16 protein-coding genes are annotated in these 16662 nt (G+C 38.7%); 11 read left to right on the forward strand and 5 right to left on the reverse strand.

The window, feature by feature from the left end:
• The first annotated feature begins 22 nt into the window (after nucleotides 1-22).
• Genes aroK through I6E69_RS17580 form a run of 4 tightly spaced genes read left to right on the forward strand, consistent with a single transcriptional unit; the run spans nucleotide 23 to nucleotide 3903 of the window.
• Complete coding sequence (aroK, locus tag I6E69_RS17565; protein ID WP_004589350.1) at nucleotides 23-541, forward strand: shikimate kinase AroK; 519 nt, start codon at nucleotides 23-25, stop codon at nucleotides 539-541.
• Between the two features lie 27 nt (nucleotides 542-568).
• Nucleotides 569-1639, forward strand: coding sequence for a 3-dehydroquinate synthase (gene aroB, locus I6E69_RS17570; RefSeq protein ID WP_024596026.1), 1071 nt, complete (start codon nucleotides 569-571; stop codon nucleotides 1637-1639).
• Nucleotides 1640-2992 (forward strand): SPOR domain-containing protein, encoded by a 1353-nt coding sequence (locus tag I6E69_RS17575; protein ID WP_197121765.1) that lies wholly within the window; start codon nucleotides 1640-1642, stop codon nucleotides 2990-2992. It begins immediately after the preceding gene.
• Nucleotides 2993-3045: 53 nt separating this feature from the next.
• Nucleotides 3046-3903, forward strand: a complete 858-nt coding sequence (locus I6E69_RS17580; RefSeq protein ID WP_002958383.1) for a Dam family site-specific DNA-(adenine-N6)-methyltransferase — start codon at nucleotides 3046-3048, stop codon at nucleotides 3901-3903.
• Here I6E69_RS17580 and I6E69_RS17585 read toward each other — a convergent pair.
• Both I6E69_RS17585 and I6E69_RS17590 read right to left on the reverse strand, forming a co-directional pair.
• Nucleotides 3860-4045 (reverse strand): DUF2970 domain-containing protein, encoded by a 186-nt coding sequence (locus I6E69_RS17585; RefSeq protein ID WP_082007345.1) that lies wholly within the window; start codon nucleotides 4043-4045, stop codon nucleotides 3860-3862. The two genes, I6E69_RS17580 and I6E69_RS17585, sit on opposite strands and share 44 nt — an antisense overlap.
• A 3-nt stretch (nucleotides 4046-4048) precedes the next feature.
• Nucleotides 4049-4345, reverse strand: a complete 297-nt coding sequence (locus I6E69_RS17590; RefSeq protein ID WP_039485830.1) for a hypothetical protein — start codon at nucleotides 4343-4345, stop codon at nucleotides 4049-4051.
• Between the two features lie 161 nt (nucleotides 4346-4506).
• On the opposite strand from I6E69_RS17590, the gene rpe reads away from it, so the two are divergent.
• The 3 genes from rpe to trpS are packed head-to-tail and all read left to right on the forward strand — an operon-like array spanning nucleotide 4507 to nucleotide 6892.
• A complete protein-coding gene (gene rpe / locus I6E69_RS17595) occupies nucleotides 4507-5190 on the forward strand; it encodes a ribulose-phosphate 3-epimerase (RefSeq protein WP_002958386.1) in 684 nt (227 codons plus the stop codon).
• Complete coding sequence (locus I6E69_RS17600) at nucleotides 5190-5855, forward strand: phosphoglycolate phosphatase (protein WP_197121766.1); 666 nt, start codon at nucleotides 5190-5192, stop codon at nucleotides 5853-5855. The genes rpe and I6E69_RS17600 overlap by 1 nt, the downstream gene beginning before the upstream one ends.
• Nucleotides 5856-5887: 32 nt before the next feature.
• The gene (trpS, locus tag I6E69_RS17605) at nucleotides 5888-6892 is read left to right on the forward strand and encodes a tryptophan--tRNA ligase (protein WP_002958388.1); all 1005 of its coding nucleotides are present in this window, start codon (nucleotides 5888-5890) and stop codon (nucleotides 6890-6892) included.
• A gap of 114 nt (nucleotides 6893-7006) precedes the next feature.
• On the opposite strand, the gene I6E69_RS17610 is transcribed toward trpS, so the two are convergent.
• Together I6E69_RS17610 and I6E69_RS17615 are read right to left on the reverse strand one after the other, a co-directional pair.
• Complete coding sequence (locus tag I6E69_RS17610) at nucleotides 7007-7927, reverse strand: TraB/GumN family protein (protein WP_197121767.1); 921 nt, start codon at nucleotides 7925-7927, stop codon at nucleotides 7007-7009.
• Nucleotides 7928-7963: 36 nt separating this feature from the next.
• Nucleotides 7964-8329 carry a hypothetical protein gene (locus I6E69_RS17615; RefSeq protein ID WP_039486083.1) on the reverse strand — a complete coding sequence of 122 codons (366 nt, stop codon included), beginning with the start codon at nucleotides 8327-8329 and terminating at the stop codon, nucleotides 7964-7966.
• A gap of 282 nt (nucleotides 8330-8611) precedes the next feature.
• On the opposite strand from I6E69_RS17615, the gene I6E69_RS17620 reads away from it, so the two are divergent.
• Complete coding sequence (locus I6E69_RS17620) at nucleotides 8612-10753, forward strand: winged helix family transcriptional regulator (protein WP_197121768.1); 2142 nt, start codon at nucleotides 8612-8614, stop codon at nucleotides 10751-10753.
• A gap of 358 nt (nucleotides 10754-11111) precedes the next feature.
• Here the strand turns inward: I6E69_RS17620 and uvrA are convergent, their stop codons facing one another.
• Nucleotides 11112-13937: an excinuclease ABC subunit UvrA gene (gene uvrA, locus I6E69_RS17625; RefSeq protein ID WP_149593363.1), complete on the reverse strand. Its 2826-nt coding sequence runs from the start codon at nucleotides 13935-13937 to the stop codon at nucleotides 11112-11114.
• Nucleotides 13938-14099: 162 nt separating this feature from the next.
• Between uvrA and I6E69_RS17630 the strand changes: the two genes are divergently transcribed.
• From I6E69_RS17630 to I6E69_RS17640, 3 genes are all read left to right on the forward strand, one after another.
• Nucleotides 14100-15467, forward strand: a complete 1368-nt coding sequence (locus I6E69_RS17630) for an MFS transporter (protein WP_193225743.1) — start codon at nucleotides 14100-14102, stop codon at nucleotides 15465-15467.
• 20 nt (nucleotides 15468-15487) lie between these two features.
• Nucleotides 15488-16213 carry a single-stranded DNA-binding protein gene (gene ssb / locus I6E69_RS17635; RefSeq protein ID WP_039485810.1) on the forward strand — a complete coding sequence of 242 codons (726 nt, stop codon included), beginning with the start codon at nucleotides 15488-15490 and terminating at the stop codon, nucleotides 16211-16213.
• Between the two features lie 146 nt (nucleotides 16214-16359).
• The gene (locus I6E69_RS17640) at nucleotides 16360-16590 is read left to right on the forward strand and encodes a hypothetical protein (RefSeq protein ID WP_197121769.1); all 231 of its coding nucleotides are present in this window, start codon (nucleotides 16360-16362) and stop codon (nucleotides 16588-16590) included.
• Nucleotides 16591-16662: the final 72 nt, after the last annotated feature.

Below are 16662 nucleotides of genomic sequence, written 5' to 3' on the forward strand. Positions count from 1 at the left end.
GAGTTTGTTTGTACTAAAAGATATGGCTGAGAAACGTAATATATTTCTAGTTGGCCCCATGGGGGCTGGCAAAAGCACGATTGGTCGTCACATCGCTGACCAATTACACCTTGAATTTGTTGATTCTGATCAAGAAATCGAACGCCGCACAGGTGCAGATATTGCATGGGTATTCGATCTTGAAGGTGAAGAAGGCTTTAGACTTCGAGAAGAGTCTGTTATTGGCGATTTAACCGAGATGCAAGGTATTGTACTTGCTACCGGTGGTGGTTCAGTAATGAGCAAAGAAGTTCGAAACAAGCTTTCGGCTCGAGGTATCGTTGTATACCTAGAGACACCTATAGAAAAGCAAGTTGCACGCACGCAACGCGACAAGCGTCGCCCATTACTGCAAACTGAAGAAGCACCTCGTAACGTACTAGAGCGCTTAGCAGAAGAACGCGAGCCCCTATACAAAGAAGTTGCCGATTTTGTTGTACGTACCGATGAGCAAAGCGCTAAAGTTGTTGCTAACCAAATCATCGAGAAATTAGATTTTTAAAAACCAATAATAAGGAAATAACTAAGCATGCTTAAATTAACAGTTAATTTGGACGAGCGAAGTTATCCTATTTATATTGGGCAATCTGCACTTCAAGATAATGGCCGCCTGGTTCACCACATTGGTGATTGTCGGCCTATCATCATTACTAATGACACAATAGCGCCTTTATATTTACAAGCGTTACTTGACTCATTAGCAGATCAAAATCCGCTATCTTTTATTATTCCTGACGGTGAACAATATAAATCACTTGAATGGTTTGAAAAAATATCAGCATTTTTACTCCAAAATAACTGTGGCCGAGATACGTGCTTAATTGCGTTAGGTGGCGGTGTTATAGGTGATCTAACTGGTTTTGTAGCGGCGTGTTATCAGCGCGGCGTACCGTTTATTCAAATACCAACGACAGTGCTTTCACAGGTTGATTCATCGGTAGGTGGTAAAACGGCAGTAAATCATCCTTTAGGTAAAAATATGATAGGGGCATTTTATCAGCCTCAAGCGGTTTTTATTGATACACAAACATTACACACCCTACCAGCAAGAGAGTTTGCAGCAGGTATGGCTGAAGTAATTAAGTATGGTCTGATTTACGATACCGAATTATTTGCATACTTAGAGCGAAACGTAGCTAATTTGCAGCAACTAGATGAAACGTGCTTACAGCATATTATTTTTAGATGTTGTGAAATAAAAGCACTTATAGTTGCGCAAGATGAAAAAGAGCATGGTTTACGTGCTTTATTAAACTTAGGTCATACATTTGCCCATGCAATTGAGGCAGAAATGGGCTACGGCGTTTGGTTACATGGCGAAGCTGTTGCAACAGGCATGGTATTAGCAGCTAAACTTGCTAAGACACGCCAAGATTTAAGCGCAAGTGAAGTTGATCGAATTATTAAGCTGCTTGAGCTATATAATTTACCAACAGAAATTCCAAAGCAAATGACTAGCGAGCAGTTCCTAACGCATATGCGTAAAGACAAAAAGAATAAAAGAGGCACTATACGCTTTATTCTACCTACCCAATTTGGCCAGTGTGCATTAGTTGATGATGTCTCTGATGACCAAGTTAGAGACTTAATCGAGCAGTAAATGCAGTCACAAATTTTACCAAGCCGTGCGGCTTTGGTGGATAGAATCGCACTGCAATTTGAGTACGGACAAAATTTAATAGTTTTACTTGGCACATCGGGGCTAGGTAAAAGTTATATGCTCGAAACCTTCATTACAGATAAATACAATGACTTTAATAAAGCGTTTGTGCAAGTAAGTGCACAAATGACTGACGCTCAGCTAATGAGCGATTTATTAGAGCAAAGCTTTAATTCCCCTTTGGTTGATCATAATTTAAGTTTACCTGAAAACTATTACCAGCTGCTTGAGCAACAGCAGTGCGGACCTTGTTTATGGGTGCTTGATGGCGGTAGGCAACTATCTGAAGAGATACTAATTGAGCTTGAGCTGCTTTCTAAAAATAGCCCTAATACGTTGTATATCATAATTGCATCACAGTCTAAACTTGCTTTAAATGACGCTGTCGAAATTTACTTGGAGCCACTGACGCTTCGAGAAAGCAAGATGCTATTGCAGTGGTACTTTACTGATTTACCTTATGATGAAGACCCTGTTTTTAGTACTTTTTTAGCCGAGGCTCATGGTAACCCCAGTTTATTGCTTGCTTGGCAACCTAGTGAGCACATAGCCGATATTATCGTTAAAGATAAAGTATCTTGGCGATTGCACTTATTGATTTTGATGTTGTTAATTATGCTTTTAATTATTGGTCTGCTTTATAAGTCTGATATGACGCAGTGGTGGCAACAATATTATCAGCAGGAAGAAACACAAGTCCTAAATACAGCAATATCTGTAGAGCAAGTAAGTGAGCCGGTTATAAAGCAAAATGACTCAGTAGTTACCTTAAATGACCCTGAAGTAGTTGAGCCAGATATTGAGCTTGAGAGCGTACACATTAATGATGTGCCTGCTATCATGCAAAGTCTTACCGAACCTGCAAATACCGTTAAGGTATTAGACAATGCTATTGATAATAGCGTTAAAAACAAAAGCAGTGAAGCAGGTGACGTTGTATCTAAAGCTCTAAAAGTAGAGAAAGTAAATACAGCAGAGCAAACTCAGATCAGCCAAGATAATATTTGGTATATGCAGCAAGCAGATACAAATAGTGTTATTCAATTATTAGCGGTAACTCAGCAGGAAGTTCGCGATAATTTCATTGCTCAATTCAATCTACAGCAGCAAGCACACACTTACCAAACGAAGCGAAATAACCAAATATGGTGGGTTGTTACATTTGGCAGCTTTGAGAGTATAAACGAGGCAAAATCAGCAATGGATACTTTACCCCCAGGGGTTAGAAAAAATAAACCTTTCTATAAAAAAATTAGTAAAATAAAGCAAGAAATAGCAGTCGTTGATCAGTAAAACACACTGCTTTAGTGTAAAATCGCGCAACACCAGATTGAAGTAAAGAGCCAATGCAGCAAAAAAGTAGAGCCTTCCTTAAATGGGCCGGCGGAAAATACAGCCTAGTTGAAAACATTAATGCGCGATTAAACCAAGCTAGCAAGCATGCTGATACTTTGGTTGAACCTTTTGTTGGTGCAGGCTCTGTGTTTTTAAATAGTGACTTTAAGCACTATATCCTTAACGATATCAATGCAGACTTAATTAACTTATATAAAGAGCTTAAAAGCTCTCCAGATGAGCTTATTAGTGACGCTAAAAAGCTGTTTGTTGATTTGAATAATCACGCAGATGCGTATTACGAATATCGTGTGCAGTTTAATCAAAGTCGTGATGTATACGAACGTTCAATCTTGTTTTTATACATGAACCGCCATGGTTACAACGGACTGTGTAGGTATAATTTAAAAGGCATTTTTAATGTGCCTTTTGGTAAGTATAAAAAGCCTTACTTTCCTGAAAAAGAAATGTATTTTTTTGCTGAAAAAGCACAAAAAGCAACGTTCACTTGTTTAGATTACGATGACGTTTTTAAGTTAGTGCCTAACAATGCTGTTATTTATTGCGACCCACCTTATGTGCCATTAAGTAAAACCGCTTCTTTTACGTCATACGCTAAAGGGGGTTTTAATTTAGATGATCAGGCTAACTTAGCTAATTTGGCAGAACAAGCCGCATTTGAAAATAACACACCTGTGCTTATTTCAAACCACGATACCGTGTGGACGCGTAAAATTTATAGCCAAGCATCGCTTGAACAAATTCAAGTAAAGCGCACTATTAGCCCCAAAGGTGGCTCTAGAAATAAAGTTGACGAGTTGATGGCTATGTATTTAGCACCCAAGCAACCACTGCGTAAATTGCGATAACAAAAGCAACAAATAGTACAATCGCAATTAAAATGATGGATAAAGGGGAGTGTTGTTGAAAATCGACTTGGCGTTTATTTTCAGATTGAACACCAAAAAATGCAGCTAGCACACTTTGCAACGCGCTAAAAAATTGTAGCATTATTTAAAATAAAGGTTTTAAAGAAGGAGCGTTTTTAGAATCTTCAGAACTAGTAAGTAGTTCCAGTAAATCAAGGTAATGAAACTGAGCACTACGGCTATCGCCTGTTAACCACGAAAACCATGATGACTCTTCTTCAGCTTTAATACACGCAGTTAAAGTGTTTTGAGTACTTACCAGTTGTGTATTATGACAATTACTCACTGAGCTTAATTCTTGCTCAGAGCTTGAACCAAAGCTAAACGCCCCGATAAGCAGTAATGCCGACGCAATTAATATCCCAATTTTAAAAGCACGCATGATGAAATCCAATAATTTGTTACTTTTTTAATCATAGCAAATATTGGTTAAATATCAAACTTAAAGTTACCTAAAATGGGGGCTATTACGCCATATTACTTGGGTAACATCTTCAATTAAGTTACATTAACGCAATACACTATTTATTGATGGAGTTAATCATGTTTAACCCAGAGCAAAAATATTTAATAGCCCCTTCTATTTTGTCTGCTGATTTTGCAAAGCTAGGCGAAGATGTTGATAAAGTTCTCGAAGCGGGTGCTGACGTGGTTCACTTTGATGTAATGGATAATCACTATGTACCTAATCTCACAATTGGTCCTATGGTGTGTAAAGCACTAAGAGATTACGGTATTACAGCACCTATCGACGTACATTTAATGGTTAAGCCTGTAGATAGCATAATACCTTTATTTGCTGAGGCTGGTGCTTCTATTATTACTTTTCATCCTGAAGCCAGCGAGCACGTCGATCGTACAATACAGTTAATTAAAGATCACGGCTGTAAAGCAGGATTAGTGTTTAACCCAGCAACAAGCCTAAGTTATTTAGACCATGTTATTGATAAGCTAGATACCATTTTACTAATGTCGGTAAATCCTGGGTTTGGCGGGCAAAGCTTTATCCCTCATACGCTTGAAAAATTACGCCAAGCAAAACAGCGTATTATTGAATCAGGCCGAGATATTCGCTTAGAGGTTGATGGTGGTATTAAAGTCGATAATATTGCAGCAGCGGCTCGAGCGGGTGCTGATATGTTTGTTGCAGGCTCAGCTATTTTTAATCAACCTGATTACAAAGTGGTGATTGATCAAATGCGTGAGCAGCTTGGAAGTGTTAAGTAATGAAGTACGATGTCGCCTTATTTGATTTAGATGGTACTTTGGTTGATAGCGTTTACGACTTGTATATCGCTATTAATTTAACCTTGAGCGATTTTGCTTTTCCTATTGTTAGTCAACGCTTGGTTGAAAGTTGGGTTGGTAATGGTGTTGAAGTCCTTGTAAAACGCGCTTTGAGTGGCGATATGCAAGTGAGTGAAAATCTAGATGAGTCACTTAGTGGTAAAGCAATATTACAGTTCTATAAGTATTATGAACAACAAGTTGGTGAGTATAGTGTTTTGTACCAACATGTAGAAACAGGGCTTGCAGCACTTCGCGGTATGCCTAAAGCATTAATCACTAATAAGTCTCGAATTTTTACAGAGAAACTACTCGAAAAATTGGCACTAACGAGTCATTTTGATGTGGTTGTATGCGGTGACGACATGGCAAAAAAACCATCGCCAGAACCATTGCTATTTGCCTGCAAAAAACTAAATGCGCAGCCTAATAAAGCAATAATGATAGGTGATTCTAAAAGCGATATACTTGCAGCTAAAGCCGCTAATATAGACGTAATTGCACTTAGTTATGGCTATAACCAAGGTGAAAGTCTTGAGGATTATAATCCGCAGTACCTATGCGATAACTTCTTAGATATAATACCTGTTCTAACGCAGCGTTAAATATTATTCATTAAGCAAAATAAAGGAAAATCATGAGTAAACCAGTAGTTTTAAGCGGCATTCAGCCAACCGGTGGTATGACAATAGGCAACTATGTTGGCGCTATTAACCAGTGGCTAAAGTTACAGGAAGACCACGAAAGTTTCTTTATGTTAGTAGACTTACACGCTATTACGGTTCGCCAAGAGCCTGAATTACTGCGCTCTCGAGTGTTAGATGGTATTGCTCTTTACGCGGCATGTGGCATTGATCCTGAAAAATCTGCGTTATTTGTACAATCGCAAGTACCTGAGCATGCACAATTAGCGTGGGTATTAAATTGTTACGCGCAAATGGGTGAGCTTAATCGAATGACTCAGTTTAAAGACAAGTCATCTAAGCACGCAAATAACGTAAACGTGGGCTTATTTTCATATCCAGTATTGCAAGCTGCGGATATTTTATTATACCAAGCTGATCAAGTACCAGTAGGGGATGATCAAAAGCAACACTTAGAGCTGACTCGCGATATAGCCACACGCTTTAATAATTTATATGGCGACGTATTTAAATTACCAGAGCCGTACATCCCTGAGTTTGGTGCACGCGTAATGAGCTTGCAAGATCCACTTAAAAAAATGTCTAAGTCTGACGAAAACCCAAATGGTTACATCATGTTATTAGATGAGCCTAAGCAAATTGTGAAAAAGCTTAAAAAAGCAGTAACTGATTCAGATGAACAAGCACGTATTTATTTTGATCGTACAGAAAAGCCTGGCGTATCAAACTTGCTTACTTTATTGAGTGTTGCAACTAAGCGCTCAATTGAAGACCTAGTTCCTGAGTATGAAGATAAAATGTATGGCCATTTAAAGAAAGATACAGCAGATGCAGTTGTAAATATGATTGAGCCAATTCAAGCACGCTTTAAAGAGATCAGAGAAGATCAAAACCTACTTGATGGCATAATGAAGTCAGGTGCTGAAAAAGCAAGTGTACGTGCTGAGAAAACATTGAAATCGGTATACGATGCGCTTGGTTTTATTCCTCGCGGGTAAGTTTACTAAAATAAAAAATGCCGCTTGTTAGCGGCATTTTTTATATAGCACATATCAACATGATAGACCCAAATAGAAACAGTAGCGATATAGCTAGTTTGTCTGTTTTATCCATTATTCAGCCCCTCTTACTGTTATATCTGCCGTGCTATCAATATCAACTAAAGAAACTTTATAGCCCTTGTTTTCAAGTAAGGTAAGTAAACTATCTTGTCCTGCAAGATGGGCAACTCCAACAAGTACAAACTCATTTTTGTCGTTGTTAAACATGGCTTCTACTTTTGGTAACCAATCATTATTTCTATCTGTAATGATTTGTTTGTAACTATTCGGATCATTTTTCTGCATATCTTCAAGTGCCACTTTATTCAGTGTGTCTGTATCACCTTTGCGCCAGGCAGCTAAAAGTCCTTTAAACATATCGCCATAGTTGTGCAGCTCGGCTAAGTTATGTTTAATGAAGTCGTTTTCGTTGCCTTGACCCATTTTTTTAAAAAGCTCTAACTGAAATTCCATTGTTTCTAAGTAATTTTTTGTTTTGTTATCTTCAGTCGCTTTTTTAGTAAAGTAAGCATCAACACCTTCACCCATTAAATTTTGCTTTTGAAGCTCCATCGACATTAAAACAATACCAACCATAGCAGGGCGAAAGCCATCTAACTTAGCGAGATTAGCGCCAAACTCGTTAAGCTTATTTTCAAGTGATGCCTTAATCTCGGGTTCTAGTTTTTGACTTAATGTTTCGTTATTTGTATACGATAGTGCGCCTAACATTTGCATTTGCGCATTAGTATCGGCTGGGTCAGTTATCGGTGCTTCTAAAATAATTGTATCCGCTTGTTCATAAGCATGGTTGAACTCAGCGGGTAGTGGCATTTCAGCTTTAGGTAGTATGTGAACTGTACCGCCAATAAATAGTGAGTCATTACCATTGCTTACTTGCCATACAGAGCTTTGAGCCTGTGCTGTATTTGCTAAAAGACTACAGCTAAGTAATACGCTGGCAGATACTAATTTTTTTGTGAATTTTTTCATGATAATTCCTTTATGTAACTTTTAATTTTATTGTTTTTAGTTCGATAACACAGTGCTGAAATATGCAGTGATTGAGGATGTTACCTTTGAAAGGTTTTTATCAATTTGCGAGTTTATTTTGCTCATTGAAGAGTCAAGCTCAGCTGATATTTTTTCATCTATCGAAGAAAGTAACGTTTGTGTATCAACATTACTTTTTAAAGACTCAGTGGCGTCTATGTTGTTTGTTTCTTGCTGCTTTTTATTAACTGGGTTAATCGCCTCTACGCTTTCACCAATTATGCATTGATTAAAATTACTTTGAACGGTGTGTTGTTTAGCGTCAGCTGCAATAACTGAAGTTGTATTAAAAGCAGTTGCTAGTAGTAAAGCCGGTAGTACTTTTTTCATTGTGCTATTCATAATTAAACCTTTTATATTTTTAATTGCAGCCAATTTAGAATCACAAATGATTTTTTACTAAGCTGCTTGTTGATGACGGTTTAAAGAATATCGCTGAATTTATTGAGAGTCGCTTATCTAGTTATGAGCAATTAATAGATAAGGTTTTTAAATTAAATAATTGTTTTAATTTAGAGGGTTAGCCTTAAACCTTATAATGCTAATATAAGGTTTAAAATGCTTTTTCTATAAAATAAAGTGTAGATGTGATACGGTTTATAAAAATAAAAATACGTAAAGACTATGAATTATCAAATCGGACCTTGGCAATTTATTAGTAATCGCTGTGTGATTACTTCAAACCATTTAGAAAGGGAATTAGATCCACTCTTAGTAAAGCTATTACTTCACTTTATAGACAAGCCTCAACAAATTGTTTCCCGCCAAGAGCTTATTGAGAGTGTATGGCAACAGAGCTTTGTTGATGATAATGCGATTAACCGTGCAATCTCAGAGTTAAGAAAGCAGCTTGCCCATCCAATTGAAAAAGCGCCGCTTTTAAAAACGCATTACCGTAAAGGATATAGCCTAACAGTAATACCTGAGCGTTTAACGCAAGCAAACGTTTCTAATGAGCCTGCAAACATTTTGCCTGACTCACCAGGTATTTCTGCCAAAAATGAAGAGATAGCTACTGCAACTACTTCTCAACCAGTTCAAAAAAAGAACAGTAAAAAGTTTTTGATTTATTCTTTACTCGTCATTATTTGCCTGTGCTCTTTAGTATGGTTTGGGTTGTTTTTTATTAATGCACCTTCTAGCGAAAAGATTAAACAGATCACGGTTAATAAGGTAGCAAGCACGTGGAATATAGGCAGTGAGGTTCACCCTGAGATGTCCTCAGATAAACAATATTTAGCTTATACAAATGTTGAACCTGAAAATGACGTAATGCATGCATTTGTAAAGCGACTATCTGATCAAAGGGAGGTTGAAATTACCTATCCTGGCTTTCAAGTATCTATTTTATCGTGGCAGTTAAATCAGCACTCTGTGTTGTTACAAGCGACTAACTTAAAGCAGCAAAAGTGTGAAATGGTACTGGTTGATTTAAGCCAGTTTCCTATTGTTGGTGAGGCTACATTAATTAAAAAGTGCGACCTTAGATACACCGGCTACGCACAAGTAGACGAAAGTGGTGAGCATATTTATTACACCGAATATAAAAATGAGCATGAGGGTTCAGGTTTATATAAATATGATCTAGAGTTACAAAAAGAGTCCATTGTTATTCCACCACCAGGTGTAATGTATGGCGTAATAATGCCGCGCTTATCTTCTTCAGGTAATAAAATAGCATATGTACTTAGTCAAAAAGGTCAGCCTTTTTCTGTATTTAGCTACAACTTTGAGACCCATGAAACCAAGCGATTATTTAAAGCAAAGAAAAGCATAATTAGCTTCGCGTTTGACTGGCTTGCAGACGATAAAGGCGTGATTGTTTTTGAAGACTCTGACCTTTCAACCATTGTGTTTGATGAAAATAATATTATTAAACGCACACTAACGGTTACCCCAGCAATTTCACCTTATTATATTGCAGTTCAATCTGCTAATAGCCTCTTTTACTCAGCAAATAAAACACAAGCATTTTCGTTAATTAAAGCGACTAATCTTTTTAGCGATGCTCCTGAGTATGAAGCACTCTACAAAAGTGATGAAGACGACTACCACATTGTAGAAGTCATTAATGAGAAAGGGCCAGCGCATATTTTTGTATCCGAGCGCTCTGGCAGCAGTCAGTTGTGGTTATCTCAAAATGGACTTACAAAGCAACTTAGTAACTTTACTTATGAAGGGAAATCTACCTTTGCTATTGGCGGGCTAAGAGTATCGAGTAAGCAAGATCGTGTTTTATTAAGAGTTAATAGCGATATTGCATTTTTTGACGTTATGTCGAACAAACTCTATACCATAGCTGAGTTTAAAGGGCGAAAAATACTAAACTATGTATGGTCTAAAGATAATGAAAGTATAATTTATTTAGAGCGAAGTGGTTCAGAAAACCTATTTGCTCAGTTTAATTTATTAACGCGAGACACAACTATATTAGAGGATATTAAAGCCAACAAATTAATTTCAGGCGCTGACGGTACTAATTATGCAATTACTAATAATCAGTTAGTTAAACTATCAAATAAACAGAGTTGGGAATTACCCAAAGACGCGCGACAAGCACAACTTTTTGCCATTAATGGTAATTACCTCTACTACTCTGATGCTATTTCAAGAGTTGCTCGGCTTAATTTAGAAGATAAAACAGTAAAAGATGTGCACGTGGATTTTAAACCCATCGCATTTTTTATTAGTGATAACAATCAAATTTTCTTTACAGAATCAAAATATAAAGACATGCAAATAATACAGATAAGTTGGAATAACTAGGGTCTGTTGATCTTTCAAGGTTAAATTTGCAGCAGTGTGTTGTTTTTCTTTAATAACATTTTCGATTGTTATACCAATTCGCTTAATTAAATAAGCTATTTTGAGGCTGGAAAAACGTGTTGGTAGCTAGGCAAAAAATTCGCTATTTAGTTGTTCTAAATGAGAATTTTTTAACACAGGTAGCGACACGTTTAGCCCCGCAAAATGATTAAGTATTATTGCGGATTGGTATTATGTTGATAAAGGAAAAATTAGAGCCAAAAAATAGCGAGAGGTGAATCTTCTCGCCATTTTTAATTAAGTGCAATCTCGACAGTTAAATAACCTCAAAGCCGATTAATTTGTCACAACTGGACCTCTATTTATTTAATAGAGGTTTTAAGTAATGCCCAGTATGCGAACGCTCACACTCAGCTACTTCTTCTGGCGTACCTGCAATGAGTATTTCACCACCGCCAGCACCGCCTTCAGGTCCTAAATCAATAACCCAATCTGCTGTTTTAATAACATCGAGGTTGTGCTCAATAACAACAATTGTATTGCCGTGATCGCGCAGACGATGAAGTACAACAAGCAGCTGTTCAATGTCAGCAAAGTGTAAGCCTGTTGTTGGCTCATCTAATATGTAGAGCGTTTTACCAGTATCACGCTTTGATAGCTCGCGTGCTAATTTTACACGTTGCGCCTCACCACCAGAGAGAGTAGTAGCGGCTTGACCTAAACGCACGTACGACAAACCAACGTCCATCAGCGTTTTAAGCTTACGCGCAATAGCCGGTATTTTGTCAAAATACTCATGCGCGTCTTCAACAGTCATTTCAAGCACTTGGTGTATGTTTTTACCTTTGTATTGTACTTCGAGCGTTTCGCGGTTATAGCGTTTACTCTTACATACATCACACGGTACATACACATCAGGTAAAAAGTGCATTTCAACTTTAATTAAGCCGTCACCTTGGCAAGCTTCACAGCGTCCGCCTTTAACGTTAAAGCTAAAGCGACCTACTTTGTAGCCACGTGAGCGCGCTTCTTGTGTACCTGCAAATAACTCACGAATGCCGGTAAATATCCCTGTGTAGGTTGCCGGATTTGAACGCGGAGTACGACCAATTGGGCTTTGATCAATATCGATCACTTTATCAAAATGATCTAAACCGCTAATTGATTTATACGGTGCCGCTTCGGCAGTGGTTGCGCCATTTAGCTCTGTATGAGCAAGTTTAAATAAAGTATCGTTTATTAGCGTTGATTTACCTGAGCCCGATACACCTGTCACACAGGTCATTAAACCAAATGGGATTTTTAAATCCACATTTTTAAGGTTATTACCCGTTGCGCCAAATAGCTCTAGCCATTTGTCGTTCGTTGGGTGACGCTCTTTTGGTATTTCTATTTTACGTACGCCTGATAAAAATTGGCCCGTAACAGATTCTTTGCTTGCTAAAATATCGTCGCGTGTACCTTGCGCAATAATATGCCCACCATGAACACCGGCGCCTGGGCCAATATCAATAATATGATCTGCAGCACGAATAGCATCTTCATCGTGCTCTACCACAATAACGGTGTTACCTAAGTCGCGCAAATGGATTAGTGTTTGTAGTAAGCGGTCGTTATCGCGTTGATGCAGCCCAATAGATGGCTCATCTAGTACGTACATTACACCTACAAGGCCTGCACCAATTTGACTGGCTAAGCGGATACGTTGAGCCTCACCACCTGATAAAGTATCGGCGCTACGTTCAAGTGATAAATAATTTAGGCCAACGTTAATTAAAAACGATAAGCGGTCGCGAATTTCTTTTAATATTTTTTCAGCTATTTGGCCTTTTTGTCCGGTTAATTCTAAACCTTCAAAAAATTCCATGGCTTCACCAATACTCATGCATGTGATTGCAGGTAAGTTGGTTTGTCCAATAAATACATTTCGAGATTCTTCGCGTAAGCGTGAGCCATGACAGCTAGGACACGCTTGGCTTGTTTGGTATTTAGCAAGTTCTTCGCGTACAGAGTTTGACTCGGTCTCGCGGTAGCGGCGATTCATGTTATTTAAAACGCCTTCAAACTCATGGTTACGCGTAATTAAATCGCCACGGTCGTTACGGTAATTAAACGCAATTTTAGTGCTACCAGAGCCATCTAAAATAATTTTTTTCGATTCGCTGTCTAAATCTTGATAAGGCACGTCTAAATCAAAATTGTAATGATCCGCAACCGCTTGCAGCATTTGATAGTAATAAAAGCTGCGTTTATCCCAGCCTTTAATTGCACCGCCAGCAAGGCTTAACTCTGGGTTATGCACTACGCGATTAGGATCAAAATATTGACGTATACCTAAGCCATCGCAGGTTTGGCAAGCACCAGCTGGGTTATTAAACGAAAACAAGCGCGGCTCAAGTTCAGTCATTGCATAGCCACAAGTAGGGCAGGCAAAATTTGCTGAAAATAGAATCTCTTCAGCGCTGCTATCGTCCATGTATGCTACATGTGCAACGCCATTAGACATTTCAAGTGCAGTTTCGAACGATTCTGCTAAGCGTTGTTGTAAGCCATCTTTTACTTTAAATCTGTCTACAACAACTTCTATTGTATGTTTTTTATGAAGCTCAAGCGTTGGTGGATCAGACAAGTCACATACTTCACCGTCTATACGGGCGCGAATATAACCTTGGCTAGATAGCTGTTCTAATAACTTAACATGCTCACCTTTACGCTCTTTTACTATTGGCGCAAGCAGCATTAATTTACTGCCCTCAGGTAGAGCCAAAACAGTATCTACCATTTGGCTAACGGTTTGCGCAGCAAGTGGTAAATCATGTGTAGGACATCGTGGTTCGCCAACGCGGGCAAACATAAGTCGTAAATAATCGTAAATTTCGGTAATAGTACCTACGGTTGAACGCGGGTTATGAGACGTTGACTTTTGCTCAATAGAAATGGCAGGAGAGAGGCCTTCGATGTGATCCACATCAGGCTTTTCCATGAGCGATAAAAATTGTCTTGCGTACGCAGAGAGTGATTCAACATATCGGCGTTGTCCTTCTGCATAAAGCGTATCAAATGCAAGTGATGACTTCCCCGAACCAGATAGACCCGTAATAACTATTAATTTATCACGTGGGATGGTTAGGCTGATGTCTTTTAAATTGTGCGTTCGGGCGCCTCGGACTTCAATGTTTTCCATGCTATCTCGTTTGTTACCAAAATTATTTACTCAGTATCGCATAATACGAAGCAATATTAATCCTTGATCAATGAAAAATCCTTACTTATAGGCGATTAATTATTGCCAAGCTTATGGTAGAATCCCAACCTCAATTTTTCATAGAGTAAGATCACGCAGATAATGACCGCATCTTCACTTAATTCACGAGAAAAACGCGCCGCTGTATCACTGGCGAGTGTGTTTGCATTTAGAATGCTCGGCTTGTTTATGCTGATGCCTGTATTGGCTATTTATGGACAATCGCTTGAAGGTTTTTCGCCTATTTGGATTGGTTTTGCCATTGGTGCGTATGGTTTAACGCAAGCTGTATTACAAATACCTATGGGTCGATTATCCGATAAGATTGGCCGTAAAAAGGTTATTGTTGGTGGCTTAGTTGTATTTGCTATTGGCTCTGTAGTTGCTGCATTAGCTGACTCTATCCAAATGGTTACCGTAGGCCGTGCTTTACAAGGTATGGGCGCAATAGCCAGTGCGCTACTCGCGTTTGCTTCAGATTTAAGCCGTGATGAGCAACGGCCAAAAGTAATGGCCGTTATTGGTATGAGCATAGGCATGAGCTTTGCTTTTGCTATGTTACTTGGGCCAATTGTCGCCGCTTCGTGGGGTATTGCTGGTGTATTTTGGTTGACTGCTATTTTAGCTGTCTTTGGTATATTTATAGTGACTATGCTAGTGCCAAAGGCGGTAAGTAAAGCGCCCAAAGGCGATACATTAGCAAGCTTTAGCGACATTAAAAAATTAATTAAACACCCTCAGTTAGCACGATTAAATGCAGGTGTACTGTTATTGCATTTAACGCTAACCACAATTTTTGTGGTACTGCCGAGTCAATTAATTAAAGATGGCTTGGTTGCCGACCATCACTGGTATTTGTATATTCCAGTGCTATTTTTAGCCTTTTTATTAATGGTACCAATAATGATTGTGGCCATTAAAAAAGAGAAAGAAAAACAAGCGTTCATTGGCTCAGTAGCCTTGTTAACTATTAGTATGTTAGCAATGTCGGTATGGGTTAATAGTGTAGTAGGCATTGCAGTGTGTATGCTGCTTTATTTTGTGGCGTTTAACTTTTTAGAAGCCACTATGCCTGCGCTTGTATCGCGAATAGCACCTGCAAGCCAAAAAGGTTCAGCAATGGGTGGCTACTCATCTAGTCAGTTTTTAGGCGCCTTTTTAGGTGGTATGTTAGGTGGCTATGTAGCACAAACTACAACGACGCAAGCTGTGTTTGCGGCAGCGGCACTTGTTGGGTTAATATGGCTTATTATTGCGTGGAAAATGCAAGTCCCACCCAAAAGTAAAGTTATTAGTTTAATGACCAAATTAGATTCTGAAGAGCATGCTCAAGTACTTGCTTCTCAGTTAGTTGCTTTACCAGGTGTAATAGAAGCAACTGTGGTTCGCGATGAAAGTCGCAGCTATTTAAAGATTAATGATAAAGAATTTGACCTAGACCAAGCGCGTAAAGTCGCTGGTTTAATCTAACATTTATAGGAGATGGTTCCATGGCACGCGGTGTGAACAAAGTAATTTTGGTTGGTAATTTAGGGCAAGATCCTGAAGTTCGTTATATGCCTAACGGCAACGGTGTAGCAAATATTACCCTAGCAACTTCGGATAGCTATAAAGATAAGAACACTGGCCAAATGGTTGATAAAACTGAGTGGCACCGTGTTGTATTTTTTGGCAAGTTAGCTGAAATTGTTGGTGAATATTGTCGTAAAGGTTCACAAATTTATGTTGAAGGTAAACTTCAAACACGTAAGTGGACCGATCAACAAGGCCAAGAAAAGTACACTACAGAAATAGTCGTAGATGGCTTTACTGGTCAAATGCAAATGTTGGGCGCACGTGGTGGCGATCAACAAAGTGGTGGTTACCAAGGTAATCAATCACAAGGTGGGCAACAAGGTGGTGGTTACCAAGGTAATCAAGCGCAAAGTGCTCAACAAAGCGGTGGTTACGGCCAAAATAATCAAGGCCAAAATAACCAGCAACAAGGTGGTTATGCTCCACAACAGCAAGCAGCACCTGCAGCGCAACCTCAGTCAGCGCCAGCACCACAACAAAATAATCAATACCAACAACCGCAAGGCGGCTTTGCACCACAACAAAATAGTGCACCGCAGCAGCAAGGTGGTTTCGCTCCTAAACCACAAAGTGCTCCGCAAGGTGGTGCATCAAACCCAATGGAACCAACCATTGATTTTGATGACGATATCCCGTTTTGACCTAAGACAAAATACAAAATGTTGAAAAAATATTTGAAAGCCGCTAAGTAGCGGCTTTTTTATTTGTAAAGAAAAATAATGTTGAAAACACTCAATCATGGTCTATATTACTTTATAACAAAGTTAAATGTTTATTAGTGGGGCTTATGCGTGTAGCCGTAAAAAAATTTAAAAGTGGAGAACGCTACGTCTTTTTGTTAAATGATGATGGTGTTCCTGATTTTTGGGTAACTCACTTTGTTACCCAACGGTTACGAATGACCAAAGCAGCGACATCTATAGAGCAATATCTAAAAGACATTAAACACTTGAAACGATGGGAGGAAATAAATAATAGGAATCTTCTTGACGAAATATATAGCGGCAAAGTACTGTAGTGGTCAACTAATTTTGGCCACAGTTTTAGAATCTTGATATCTAATCTCAGATTCATTCGGCGCTAAACCAGC

This window comes from Pseudoalteromonas sp. NZS100 (genome assembly GCF_015864815.1).
Lineage (GTDB): Bacteria > Pseudomonadota > Gammaproteobacteria > Enterobacterales > Alteromonadaceae > Pseudoalteromonas > Pseudoalteromonas distincta.